12 protein-coding genes are annotated in these 12,280 nt (G+C 65.3%); 1 reads left to right on the top strand and 11 read right to left on the bottom strand.

What is annotated here, in order from left to right:
• Positions 1–7: 7 nt before the first annotated feature.
• The 7 genes from QCE88_RS19825 to QCE88_RS19795 form a co-directional block, all read right to left on the bottom strand.
• Complete coding sequence (locus tag QCE88_RS19825; protein WP_309905241.1) at positions 8–748, bottom strand: ABC transporter ATP-binding protein; 741 nt, start codon at positions 746–748, stop codon at positions 8–10.
• Positions 735–1,640: an ABC transporter permease gene (locus QCE88_RS19820; protein WP_309905239.1), complete on the bottom strand. Its 906-nt coding sequence runs from the start codon at positions 1,638–1,640 to the stop codon at positions 735–737. The genes QCE88_RS19825 and QCE88_RS19820 overlap by 14 nt, the downstream gene beginning before the upstream one ends.
• Positions 1,641–1,773: 133 nt before the next feature.
• The gene (locus tag QCE88_RS19815) at positions 1,774–3,150 is read right to left on the bottom strand and encodes an aromatic acid/H+ symport family MFS transporter (protein WP_309905237.1); all 1,377 of its coding nucleotides are present in this window, start codon (positions 3,148–3,150) and stop codon (positions 1,774–1,776) included.
• 72 nt (positions 3,151–3,222) lie between these two features.
• Complete coding sequence (locus QCE88_RS19810; protein ID WP_309905233.1) at positions 3,223–3,984, bottom strand: glucose 1-dehydrogenase; 762 nt, start codon at positions 3,982–3,984, stop codon at positions 3,223–3,225.
• Positions 3,985–4,002: 18 nt separating this feature from the next.
• Entirely contained in the window at positions 4,003–4,341 is a 339-nt protein-coding gene (locus QCE88_RS19805; protein WP_309905231.1) for an NIPSNAP family protein, read from the bottom strand.
• Positions 4,338–6,083, bottom strand: coding sequence for an FAD-dependent oxidoreductase (locus tag QCE88_RS19800; protein ID WP_309905229.1), 1,746 nt, complete (start codon positions 6,081–6,083; stop codon positions 4,338–4,340). Before QCE88_RS19800 ends, QCE88_RS19805 begins: the two co-directional genes overlap by 4 nt.
• Before the next feature lie 53 nt (positions 6,084–6,136).
• Positions 6,137–6,967, bottom strand: a complete 831-nt coding sequence (locus tag QCE88_RS19795) for an SDR family oxidoreductase (protein ID WP_309905227.1) — start codon at positions 6,965–6,967, stop codon at positions 6,137–6,139.
• 154 nt (positions 6,968–7,121) lie between these two features.
• On the opposite strand from QCE88_RS19795, the gene QCE88_RS19790 reads away from it, so the two are divergent.
• Entirely contained in the window at positions 7,122–8,051 is a 930-nt protein-coding gene (locus QCE88_RS19790; RefSeq protein ID WP_309905225.1) for a helix-turn-helix domain-containing protein, read from the top strand.
• 37 nt (positions 8,052–8,088) lie between these two features.
• Here QCE88_RS19790 and QCE88_RS19785 read toward each other — a convergent pair whose 3' ends face one another.
• The 4 genes from QCE88_RS19785 to QCE88_RS19770 are packed head-to-tail and all read right to left on the bottom strand — an operon-like array spanning position 8,089 to position 12,267.
• On the bottom strand, positions 8,089–9,405 hold the full coding sequence (locus tag QCE88_RS19785) for an MFS transporter (RefSeq protein ID WP_309905223.1): 1,317 nt from the start codon (positions 9,403–9,405) through the stop codon (positions 8,089–8,091).
• Positions 9,406–9,456: 51 nt separating this feature from the next.
• Entirely contained in the window at positions 9,457–10,350 is an 894-nt protein-coding gene (locus QCE88_RS19780) for a phosphate ABC transporter substrate-binding protein (protein WP_309814275.1), read from the bottom strand.
• Between the two features lie 48 nt (positions 10,351–10,398).
• A complete protein-coding gene (locus QCE88_RS19775) occupies positions 10,399–11,247 on the bottom strand; it encodes an amidohydrolase family protein (protein ID WP_309905221.1) in 849 nt (282 codons plus the stop codon).
• A 48-nt stretch (positions 11,248–11,295) separates the two neighbouring features.
• Positions 11,296–12,267: an ABC transporter substrate-binding protein gene (locus tag QCE88_RS19770; protein ID WP_309905219.1), complete on the bottom strand. Its 972-nt coding sequence runs from the start codon at positions 12,265–12,267 to the stop codon at positions 11,296–11,298.
• Positions 12,268–12,280 lie beyond the last annotated feature (13 nt).

The following is a 12,280-nucleotide window of genomic DNA, read 5'->3' as shown; positions in this document are numbered from 1 at the left end:
TGAGAGTTCAGGCGGCGTCGGCATGCGCGACGCCCAGCTCGGCGAGCAGCCGTGTTCTGAGTGCGACGGCGGAAGCATCGCTGCGTGAGCGCGGACGTGGCGTGTCCACTTGCAGGTCCGCGCTGATCTCGCCTTCAGCCAGCACGACGATGCGGTCGGACAGCAGAATGGCCTCGTCGACATCGTGCGTGACGAGCACCACCGCAGGCGCATGCGCGCGCCACAACCGGGCGACGAGCTCGTACATGCGGATGCGGGTCAGCGCGTCGAGTGCGGCGAACGGTTCGTCGAGCAGCAGCAGTTTCGGCTCGCGCACCAAGGCACGCGCCAGCGCGACGCGCTGCGCCTCGCCGCCCGAGAGCGTCTTGGGCCAGCCGTCGGCGTGACGCGCGAGACCGACTTCGTCGAGCGCGGCGAGCGCCGCTGCCTTCGCGCTGCCCAGCCGCGCGTGACCGATCACGACGTTTTCCCACACGCGCCGCGCGGGCACGAGGCGCGGTTCCTGGAACACCACGGAACGCGCGCCGGCGACGCGCACGCGGCCGCTATCGGCCTGATCGAGACCGGCGAGGATGCGCAACAGCGTGGTCTTGCCCGCGCCCGATGCACCGAGCATCGAGACGAACTGGCCGCGCCGCACGTTGAGCGAGACGTCCTTCAGCACGGCGCGGCCGTCGAAAACGCGGCTGACGGCTTCGAGCGCGAGCGCGTCATGAGCGTGGGCATGCGTGCGTTCAGGCGAGTTCAAAGCGCGGCCTCCATGGCAGGGCGAGATGTTCGAGCGCGCGCATGACGAGGTCCGTCACGATGCCGAGCGTCGCATAGACCAGGATGCCCGCCATGATGATGTCCGCGCGCTGGTTCTGGTTCGCATTGACGAGGATGTAGCCGATGCCGTTCTGCGCGTTGATCTGTTCGGCGACGACGAGCGCCAGCAGCGCCACCGCCGACGCATAGCGCACGCCGACGAGAATCGCGGGCAGCGCGGTCGGCAGGATGATGCGCCACGCGACCTGGCGGCCCGAGAGGCCGAACACGCTGGCCGCTTCGAGCAGTTTCGGATCGACGCCGCGCACGCCGGCATAGGTGTTGAGATACATCGGGAAGATGGTGGCTGCGAGGATCACCGCGACCTTCGCGCCCTCGCCGATCCCAAACCACGTGATGAACAGCGGAATCAGCGCAATGAAGGGAATGGTGCGCAGCATCTGCAACGGCGCGTCGATGACTTCCTCGCCGACGCGCCAGAGTCCGGCAAACAGCCCGGCAATCAGCCCGATACCGCCGCCGATCACGAGGCCCGTTGCCGCGCGCACCAGCGACACGCCGATGGCGCTTTGCAACTCGCCATCCGCGATCAGTTCCTTGAGCGCGGCGAGGATGACGGTAGGCGGCGGCAGCGTTTCAGGCGCGACCAGTTGCAAGGAAGAGGCTAGCTGCCACAGCACGACGAGCGCCACCGGCACGCCGATGCGCAGCGAGCGCGAGCGCAGTGCCGCGCGGCGTTGCGTGCCGCGGCGTGCGGCGGCGCGCGTGGGGAGGTCGATCAGGGAATTAGGCGTGCCGCGCGCGCCCGGGCGTTCGAGCGGCGTGCCGGGATCGAGTCCGAGCGCGGCAGAGGGAAAGCGGGGGACGGTCATGGGTGTTCATCGGCGGATGGGTGAACAACTGATGGTACGGCTGCCCTATCCCCTGCCCAACCAACGAATCACCAGATGCTATGCGCACGAATCGTCATTTGGAATCCCGTGTGGGCGCAATGGGCGCGCACGCCTATTCCACTGTCGAGACTGCCTTCTCCGCGAGTGCCGACTCGAACCCCGGCATGCGCACGCCGCCCAGTGCGAACAGCGCAAGCGCCGCGACGAAGGCCGGCACGGCGAGCAGCATGAACACCGCGCCGAACGGCAGGCCCATGCTCATCATCACGCCGCCGGTCATCGCGCCGGCTACCGCGCCCATGCGGCCGACGCCCAGCATCCACGCGACGCCCGTCGCGCGGCCCTGCGTTGGATAGAAGGCCGCGGCGAGCGCCGACATCGACGTGACCGCGCTCGTCACCGCCGTCCCTGTGAGGAAGATCAGCACCGCCAGCCAGACGCGGTCCGATACCCCGCTGCCGATCACCAGCACCAGCGCCGCCGACACCACATAGGCGCACGCATTGACCCGCCGCGGATTCGCGCGGTCCATCACCCAGCCGAGGCACAGATTGCCGAGAATGCCGCCAAGCGGAAACAGCGACGTGGTGAGCGCCGCGCCCTGTGCGGTGAAGCCCGCATCCTTGAAGAGCGTCGGCAGCCAGTTGGTCAGGAGGTAGTAGATCATCAGGCCCGTGAAGTACGCGAGCCACAGCATCGCCGTGCCGAAGCGGTACGGCCTGGACACGATCAGCGACACCGCCGAGGTCTTCTCCGTCGCGGCCCGTGTGTCGGCGGCCACGAAATGGAGGCTGGCGCTGTCGTCGAGACGCGGATCGCGGGAGATGCGCCGCAACACGCGCGCGATCCGCTCGGCGGGACGCTTGCGGACCACCATGAACTGCGCGGACTCGGGCAGCAACGCGACGAGCAACGCCGCCAGCACCAGCGGCCCGATGCCGCCCGTCACCAGCACGCTCTGCCAGCCGAAATGCGGAATCAACCACGCTGCGCTGAGGCCACCGATCGACAGCCCTACGGAAAAGCCGCAGAACATCGCATTGACTGCGACGCCGCGAATGCGCGCGGGCGCATACTCCGACATCAGCGTGACCGCGTTCGGCATGGCCGCGCCCAGTCCAAGCCCGGTCAGGAAGCGCCACGCCGTCAGCGATTCGATCGAACTCGCATGCGCCGACGCCAGACTCCACACGCCGAAGAAGAACACCGACAACACCAGCACCGCCTTGCGTCCGATACGGTCCGCCGCCGGCCCGGCCGCCAGCGCGCCAATGCCGAGACCGATAAGCGCCGCGCTCATTACCGGGCCAAGCGCAGCCCGCGTGATGCCCCACTCGCCGAGCAGCGAAGGCGCGATGAAACCGACCGCCGCCGTGTCGAAGCCATCGGCGGCCACGACCAGGAAGCAGAGAACCAGGATCCTCCATTGATACGGCGAAAAGCGTTGACTATCGATGAAACTCTGGACTTCCAGACTGTGCGTCTTCATGGCGGTTCGTCTCCGTTGATCTGCTGTCGTTGTCGTGGTTCATGCAAGCGCGGGTTCAGGCGTCATCGGCCGTCATGCCGAGCCCGACGCATGCCAGCCGCCGTCCACGCTCAGCACGGCGCCGGTGATGTAGCTGGCGGCATCGGAGGCGAGGAAGAGAATGGCCTGCGCGATCTCGTCGGGTTGTGCGAGGCGTCCCATCGGCGTGCGGCGTTCGATGCGCGCCCGGTCGATCTGCCCGTTCTTCACGAGTCCTTGCGCGAGTTCGGTCGCAACGTAGCCCGGCGCAACCGCATTGACACGGATGCCGTCGCGGGCCCATTCGCATGCCATCGAACGGGTCATCGCCGCGATACCCGCCTTGGCCGCGCCGTAGGCATTGCGTTGCGGGATACCCGCCAGCCCGGCGATCGAACACAGGTTCACGATGGCGCCCGAGCCTTGTTTAAGCATCGCTTTTGCGGCCTCGCGGCTGGCCAGGAAGGTGCCGCGCAGATGTATGCCGATGAGCGCATCGAAGGCGTCCACGCCTTGCTCGATGGTCGGCTTCGCCTGTTCGCCGATGCCCGCGTTGTTGATCAGCACGTCGAGCCGTCCGCAGGCTTCGAGCGTGCCGCGCAGCATGGCGGCGACCTCGGACTCCGCCGACACATCCGCGCCGATCGCCACATGCCCTTCGCCGTCGAGTTGCTCGATACGCTGCCGCGCCGACTCGCGATGCAGGTCCGCGATGACCACGCGATATCCCTGCGCAGCAAGCGCGCACACCGTGGCCCAACCGATTCCGTTCGCGCCGCCGGTGACGAGCGCCACGCGTTGCCGTGCTTCGTTCATCGTCTCCTCCTTCATGATTCAACGCATGGCCGCCGACAGGCTCCTGAACTCGACGCGCCTGATGATGCGGCTCTCCTGCGCGGTGATCAGATGCGCCGAGGCCTGCAAATACGCGGGCCACGCGGGATCGTCGTCGCGCGCGCTGCGGCGCTGGTCATAGTCGGCGATGCTGTCGTAGCCCCACAAATGCACGACCTGGTTCAACGCGCCGATATCGCTCATGTAGAAGCCCACCGGCGCGCCGAGATACTTGAGCTGAATGGGCATGGCAAGACGATCGAACACCTCGATGAACTCGGCCATGCCGCGCGGCCTGATGGTGTAGATGCGGTGGTCGATGAAAGGCTTGCGGCTCATGCTGCGCTCCTCAAGGAACTGACGGTGGCGCGCTCGGCGACTCGCTCAGCGAGATGCATGCCGGTGAGATAGCCGAAGGTCATGATCGGACCGAGCGTGATGCCTGCGCCCGGATAGTTGCCGCCCATGATGCTCGCGCGGTCGTTGCCGACGGCGTAGAGACCGGCAATCGGTTCTGTGCCCTTCAGCACCTCGCCGTGCGTGTTGGTGGCGATGCCGTCGAAGGTGCCGAGATCGCCCATCACGAGCTTGAGCGCGTAGTACGGGCCCGCGCCGAGCGGCGCGACACACGGATTCGGTGCATGCGCGGCATCGCCCAGATAGCGGTTGAAGGACGTCGTGCCGCGCCCGAAGGCCCGATCTTGTCCAGTCGCTGCATCGCGGTTGTACTCGCGCACCGTGGCTTCGAGCGCGGGGCCGTCAATGCCTGCATGCTGTGCGAGTTCGGCGAGCGTGCGTCCCTTCACGAGATAGCCGCTCGTCAGATGCGGCTTCAGCGAGAGCGGCGCGGGCTTGGCGAAACCGAGTCCATAGCGGCGGATCGTCGCGTGATCGCAGATGAGCCACATCGCGGTCTCATGCTCGTCGCGGCAGGCTTCGATCATTGCCGCGCCCACGTCGTGATAGGAATTCGCTTCGTTGGTGAAACGCACGCCGCCGCGCGTCACGCCGATGACACCCGGCTTGTAGCGGTCGAGCAGATGCGGGAACACGCCGACACTGCCGTCCTTCTGCGGCACGCGCGACACCGGCATCCATGCGGCGGCCTGCGGATAGCGCAGGTCGACACGTCCGCCCGCGCGCTCGGCCATGCGCGCGCCATCGCCGGTATTGCCCGAGGGCACCGGCGACACGTGTTCGCCGCCCCTTCGCACATGCGGATACGCCGCTGACAGACGCGCGAGATCGTGTGAGAAGCCGCCGCAGGCCAGCACGACGCCGCGCCGCGCCTTGATGCGTTGCTCGCTGCCATTCGCGTTGACGATCGCGCCCACCACGCGGCCCTTCTCGGTGATGAGTTCTTTTGCGCCTGTCCTCGTGTGGATGGGAATGCCAAGATCGAGCGCGGACTTCGCGAGGCGCGCGGCGAGTGCGTTGCCGCTCGTGACCTGCACGCCACGCCTGTAGCGCACGAGTTCACCGATGTGACTGGTCAGCCGCTTCGCGACATACCACGCTGAGGCAAGCGATTTCGTCGCGTTGAAGAAGTGCTTGAGATCCGCGCTCGACGAATTGAACATCATGCCGATGAAGGTGATCGACTTCAGCGGCGGACGCAGGCGCGGCAGGTCCGCGCCGAGCGCACGCGCATTGAAAGGCTTCGCGACGATCGAGCGGCCCACATCCACGCCGCCTGGCGCGTCGGGATGATAGTCGGGATAGAGCGTCGGCAGGAACTCGACCGAGGTTTCGCGCTCGAAAAATTCGACCATGCGCGGACCGTGATCGAGAAACGCATCGATGGCGGCCTGATCGAACATCGGGCCGGTTTCATGACGCAGATACTCGATGGCCGCGGCGCGCGGGTCCTCGATCCCGGCACGCCGCGCATGCGGATTGCCTGGAATCCACAGCACGCCGCCTGAATACGCGGTGGTGCCGCCGAAGGTCGCTTCCTTCTCGACGACAATCACGTCGAGCCCCTGTTTTCTGGCGGTGATGGCGGTGGCAAGACCGCCGGCGCCGGAGCCGATCACGAGCACGTCGCAAGCGAGATCGGACGACCGTGTCACGGTAGTCATCATCGTGTCCTTTTTGAATGAAACGGGCGCGGCGATGCGCGCAGGTGAAGGCCTTATGCCGCCCGTCTGGCTTCGTAGCCGGGGCGCGGCACGAGGTCCATCAGCATGCATTCGAAGCCGCCGTCCACGGCGATCTCGGCGCCGTTGACATAGGCCGAACGCGGGCTGGCCAGGAAGGCCCCGACCTCGGCGAGGGCGGCCGGTTCGCCGATGCGCCGGCTCGCGGTCATCGCGCTGCGACGCGCTTCGACATCGCCTTGTTCATAGAAGGCACGCGAGAGCGGCGTGCGGATCATGCCAGGGCACACGGTGTTGCTGCGAACGCCGCGCGGGCCCCACTCGGCGGCGATCTGCCGCGAGAGCATCGCGATGCCGGCCTTGCTCGCGCTATACGCGCCGCTCCAGGTCTGCGGATGATGCGCCGCCACCGAAGCGATCTGCACGATGCTGCCTCGACCTTGCATAAGCATGCCGCGTCCAAAGGCTTGCGCGCACAGCATGGTGCCGGTGAGATTGACGGCGAGCATCGCGTTCCACGCATCCAGCCCGATGTCCTCGATGCCGCCGGCGCGCAACAGACCGGCATTGTTCACAAGCACGTCCGCCGGGCCCATTGCGCGTTCCACTTTTTCGCAAGCGCCTTGCACGCTTTTCGCGTCACCGATGTCGCAAGCCACGGCAAGCGCCTCGGTGCCATGTGCCTGCAATGCGCGCGCCGTTTCATGACAGGCCGCTTCGTCGCGGTCCAGCAGCGCGATGCGCGCGCCGGCATCGGCCAGCGTCGCGGCAATGGCACGGCCGATGCCGCCCGCCGCGCCCGTCACCACGCACACGCGCGATGCGAGACCGAGCCAGTGTTGCGGGTCGTCGTTCATCTCCTTCATGCTTCTCTCCTCTTGCACTTTCGAGCCTTCAGGGAAGGGCTTTTCCGCGTTGCCGCGTGACGCTTCCCTGTGAGAAAAGTATATTCACGGCCTCGTTCCAGGAATTGGACAAAGGCAGCAGACCACAGGACAATCTGTGCAAAGGAGACGGGACGTGCTCAGGAGAATCCCTAACTACAATTTATACGGCGAATCGGCGCGGCCGCCGTGGTATGACGCGTTCAACTTCGAATGGATCGCCGAACGCAGTGCGCCGAACGACTGGCATATCGATGCCCATCGCCATGACGCGCTTTTGCAGTTTTTGTACATTCGCGGCGGCGGCAGCGGCGGCGATGTGCTCATCGAGAACACGCGCATTCCTATCCAGCCGCCCTGCGTCATCATGCTGCCCGCGCAAACGGTGCATGGCTTCAACTTCGCGCCGGACGTGGACGGGCTCGTGCTGACGGCCGCGCAACGTTCGCTCGAAGCACTCGCCGCGATGGCGGCGCCTCCGCTCATTCCGCTGTTGCAGCGCGCGGGCGTGACGCGCGTGAATGTCCGGACGCATGCCGGCGCGCTGATGCCGCTGATCGAACTACTGGAAAAGGAATATCGCGCCACCGACCGCGGACACATGGCGGCGGGGCTCCCGCTGCTGCTCGCGCTCTTCGTGCATGTCGAGCGCCTGTGCGAAGCACCGCTGGCCTCGCGCACGGCGGCCGGCGCCAGCCTGTCGGCCACGCAACGGCGCGCCGGGCAGATCAGGCGTTTCAGGGAACTGGTGGTCAAGCATGCGCGCGACCATCGTCCGGTGGACTTCTATGCGCAGACGCTCGGCATGACCGTGGCGCAGCTCGGACGGATCTGTCGCGAGGAGATTTCGAGTTCTCCGCTCGCGGTGATCAACGAGCATCTTGTGCGCGAGGCGCAACGGGATCTCGTCTACTCGCATATGTCGGTCAAGCAGATCGCGCATGAACTTGGCTTTGACGACATCGCCTATTTCAGCCGCTATTTCCGCAAGCAGACGGGCGTGACGCCGACGCAGTTCCAGAAGGAAGCGATTCGCGCGCTGGCCATCGACCGGCGCGGTGCATGACGCGCCGGTCCTGTTGTTCAGTGACGAGAATGACCGCTCAACGCACCCCCTGACTCATCACCGCCGGACCCGCAGCCTCCCGCTCCGATGCTTCGCCGCTGACGCCGTTCACCTTCGGCGCCCACTTGCGCCGCATGAGCACAATCGTGCTCGCCGCGCCGACCAGCAGGAACACGAAGATGGCCATCATCGGCAACGTGTAGCTATGGCCCACATGCAGCAGCCAGCCCGAAAGACTGGCGGACACGCCGCCCGCGAGGCTCGTCGCGACCTGCTGCAAGCCGGTGTTCAAGCCCACTGCCTGCTTCGGAATCAGCGTGAGCTTGACGAGCGCGAGGTTGTTCGTCGTGACGAGACCCACCAGCGTCAACGACAGCACGTTCCAGAAAAGCGCCATCTGCACGCTCGGCGCGTAGGCCCCGAACAGCACCGTCATGCCGCCGATGAAACCGACCACCATGAACGACTTGCGCACCACGACGGCATCGTGACCGCGGGCAATCAGCCGGTCCGCCAGCCAGCCGCTGAGCGCCGCCGTGACGGCGACGCCACAGAAGCTGAATGCCGTGTACAAGCCCGACTGCTGCAATGAAAGGCCACGCTGCTCCACCAGATAAGCGGGCATCCATGTCATGCAGTAGAACGCGAAATAGGCGTAGCAGAAGTTGGTGAGCAAGCCGCCCCATACCACCGGGCTTGCCAGCAGATTGCGCAGCGGCACCGAGGCGGCACGCTGCTTTCTCGAAGCAAGTTCGGTTGCATCGGGGAAGTCGTTGCGCACCATCAGCAGCCAGGGCAGAAGCCACACCAGCCCGGCGAGGCCCGTCACGATGAACATCATCTTCCATGACGTGCCCGCGATCAGCCACGCAGCGGCCGGCGCACCGAGCGCCGGCCCCATCTTGCCGCCGACCGAATAGATACCGAGCGCGGTGCCCTTCTGCGTTTCCTCGAAGCGGTTGGCGATATACCGATAGGTTGCCGGCACGACCACCGCTTCCGCCGCGCCGATCAGCACCCGCACGATGATGAGCGCCGACAGCGTGGTGACGATGCCGGTGACCGCCGCCGCGATACACCACAGCAGGAAACAGATTGCATAAGGCCATTTGACGCCGTAGCGGTCCACGAGCCAGCCCATCGGCAGTTGCAGCAGCCCGTAGGCCCAGAACACCGACGAGCCGAGCCAGCCGCGCTGCACCGACGTGAGCGTGAAATGGTGGACGAACTGATGATCCGCGAGCGCGGCCGACATGCTCGTGCGGTCCATGAACGCGATCATCAGGCCAAAGGCGAGCAGGAATACGACGCCCCACCGGTTCTCGAGGCGTGCCGCTCTTCGAATAGTCTCCATCACTTCGTCTCCGTCTGATTTTTTATTTTCACTGCGGGCCCGTGCGCGGCTCTATCCGAGGCTGCCGGTCACATCGTCGAACAGTTCGTCCACGGAGAAGCGGCGCGGAATGATCTTCTGGTCGAGCGCCCAGTCGATGGCAAGCTGAATACCCTTGCGGTTCGCCTCCAGACCGAACGGCGGGATCACGGCGGGCACGCCTTCGCCGAGTGCGCGGCTTTCCACGATCATCCGGTACAGCTCGCGCACGATGTCCGGCCGCTCCTTCGACAGCCCCGCATGCACGACGAACATATGATTGATCGGCACCACGCCTTCGCGCGCAAACCAGTCCTTCGCGGCGGCCTGGGCATCGGGCACCAGGGTCTTAACGCGCGGATCCTTCGGCATGTCCTCGCCCGCCAGCACCGCCGCGAGTTCGCCGTCCAGCATCATCTGCCCGACCGATGAACCCTTCGGCAGCCGCTGGCAATTGGCCGGGTCCGTGTACTCCGCGAGATGCCCTTCGCCTTGCGTCATCCACGTGACCTTGTCGAGATCCACGCCGTACTCATGACGCAGGATGCCGCGAATCCACAGGCCCGTGGTCTGTGCATAGGTGCGCACGCCCACCCGCTTGCCCTCGATGTCCTTCGGGTCGAGATGACCCAACTCACCGTTATAGCCCGCGCAATGATGCTGGAAGCGTCCCGAGATCGGCGCGGGAAGCAGCACATAAGGCTTGCCGTAAGCCTTCGCCTGCAGATACGTGACGATGGCCAGCTCGCCGGCGTCGAAAGCATTCTCGCGCAGCATCGGCTTGAAGCCGTCGTGCGCGCGCGCCGGGCCGCAGTAGTCGAGATTGACCACGCTCGACGACACGCGGCCGTCCCTCATCGCCTTCGTTGCCGCATACTCGGCCAGGTTCACCCGCAACGTCGGCAGGTCGGTTTGAATCGTCGCCATCTGCTTGTTCCTTATGCTTCGTTCACTGGATATCTGTTGCCACGCCGCTCAGGCCAGCGCCGGATACAACTGCTGCGCCGTCTTGCCGAAGATCCAGGCGCGATCGTCGTCGTTCAGACAGCGCAGGCCCGCCTCGGCCGTCGCGAGAATCTCAGGCAACGTGCCCGTCGAACTCGGGAAGTTTGAACCCCATGCCAGACGCTGTGCGCCGAACACTTCGATCAGGCGCGGGAAGAAGGTCTCCGCATTCGCTTCGCCCTTCTGCATGTCGTCGAAGATGCGCGGCGTCAGCTTCATGTAGATGTTCGTGAGCGGTGCGAGATCGAACATCGCTTGCGCCTTGGCATAAGGCGCTCCATCCGTCACGTCGGGCCGGCCAAGATGATCGAGAATGATCTTCACATTCGGGAAACGCCGCGCCAGATCGGCAACCTGCGGCAGGCCGATAGGACCGGTCTGGATGCACATCGGCAGATTCAGTTCCGCGCAGGTTTCCCAGGCGGGCCACGCACGCGGATCTTCGAGTTCGCGGGGATCGAAATCCTTCGTGCTGCCGCCCGTGAACATGCGCAGGCCCGCAAGGCCGCGCTCCACGCAGGCGCGAATGGTGCGCGGCGCATCGGGCAGGGTTACATCGACGGAACCCACTGCGACGAGACGATCCGGATAAGCCGCACAGGCATCGAGCACGTAGCTGTTGTCGAAGCCATACGTAGTCGATGAATGCACGACGGCGGCCTTTGCCACGCCTGCTTCGTCCATTGCCGCGATCAGCGATTCGACCGTGGAAGGACGCTCCTTCGACCAGTCGGAACGCTTGCCGCCCAGCGGCGCGACGGGATAGCGCGCGGTATCGTCGGAGATGATGTGCGGATGAATATCAACGATGGATGCCATGAGTTGCTCTTTGATTCGATTGAATGGTTATTCGGTGCGGGCTTTGGATCAGGCAAGCGGATCGACGAACAGCTCGTCCATCGACATCCGGCGCGGCGTGAGCCGCTGCTCGAAGGCGGTCGCCTCCAGTGCCTCGATCGTCTTGCGATTGGCCTCGATTCCGTACGGCAACGGATCGTGCCCGACGATCTTGCGCAGTTCGAGATACTTCTTGTCGCTGGCGTTGGTGGGGTCGTTGTTATCGAGATCGGCGAGCCAGGCCTGCTTGGCCTGCTCGAATGCGTCGTAGAGCGACTTTGCAATCCACGGATGCTCGGCAAGCACCGAATCCTTCACGACGATGGTGCCGTGCATCGGATACACGCCCGTGCGGCGGTAGTAATCGGCTTCGAGTTCAGCCGCGTTCGGCAGCAGGTCGGGGTAGTTGGCTTCCACTTCCTGCCAGCCGCCGTTCGGATTGCCGGTGCGACCAATGCCGGCATTCGCGGCAAAACCTGCCGCGAGTTCGCCCGAGGCCATCAGGTCCGCGAGCGACTTGCCTTGCGGCGCGTGCATCACATTCGACGGAAGCTCGAGTTGCGTGACGTGTTCCTCGTCGTCGACGACCCAAGTGACCTTCGACGAATCAAGACCGAACTCGTCGATCAGCACCTGGCGCGTCCATACGCCGGTCGTAACCGAATAGGCGCGCACACCCACCTTCCTGCCTTCGAGATCCTTCGGTGTAGCGATGCCCGCATCGGGGCGCACGAGCAGGCCGCCATGATGAAAGCGGCGCATGACGAAGATCGGCAATGCGACGAACGGCGCGCCATAGGCTCGCGCGATGATGTAGGTGGTCGGCGCCAGCTCGCACACGTCGAACTCGACATCGCGCACCATGCGGCGAAACGCGCCGATCTGCGGCTTGACGGTGACGATCTCCGCATCGACGCCTTCAATGGAAATCGAGCCGTTGCGAATGGCCGACGTATGCGGATACTCGGCAATGGCGATCTTGAGCGGGACTTTCCTGGTCAACGGGGTCTCCTGT

Source organism: Caballeronia sp. LZ035, assembly GCF_031451175.1.
Classification (GTDB): domain Bacteria; phylum Pseudomonadota; class Gammaproteobacteria; order Burkholderiales; family Burkholderiaceae; genus Caballeronia.
This window is presented reverse-complemented; position numbering and strand designations above follow the sequence as displayed.

Bases quoted from the DNA above. Each gene is read 5' to 3' on its own strand.
- QCE88_RS19785 (WP_309905223.1), bottom strand. From the start codon at position 9,405: ATGGAGACTATTCGAAGAGCGGCACGCCTCGAGAACCGGTGGGGCGTC.
- QCE88_RS19820 (WP_309905239.1), bottom strand. From the start codon at position 1,640: ATGACCGTCCCCCGCTTTCCCTCTGCCGCGCTCGGACTCGATCCCGGC.
- QCE88_RS19815 (WP_309905237.1), bottom strand. From the start codon at position 3,150: ATGAAGACGCACAGTCTGGAAGTCCAGAGTTTCATCGATAGTCAACGC.
- QCE88_RS19795 (WP_309905227.1), bottom strand. From the start codon at position 6,967: ATGAAGGAGATGAACGACGACCCGCAACACTGGCTCGGTCTCGCATCG.
- QCE88_RS19780 (WP_309814275.1), bottom strand. From the start codon at position 10,350: ATGGCGACGATTCAAACCGACCTGCCGACGTTGCGGGTGAACCTGGCC.
- QCE88_RS19775 (WP_309905221.1), bottom strand. From the start codon at position 11,247: ATGGCATCCATCGTTGATATTCATCCGCACATCATCTCCGACGATACC.
- QCE88_RS19810 (WP_309905233.1), bottom strand. From the start codon at position 3,984: ATGAACGAAGCACGGCAACGCGTGGCGCTCGTCACCGGCGGCGCGAAC.
- QCE88_RS19805 (WP_309905231.1), bottom strand. From the start codon at position 4,341: ATGAGCCGCAAGCCTTTCATCGACCACCGCATCTACACCATCAGGCCG.
- QCE88_RS19800 (WP_309905229.1), bottom strand. From the start codon at position 6,083: ATGACTACCGTGACACGGTCGTCCGATCTCGCTTGCGACGTGCTCGTG.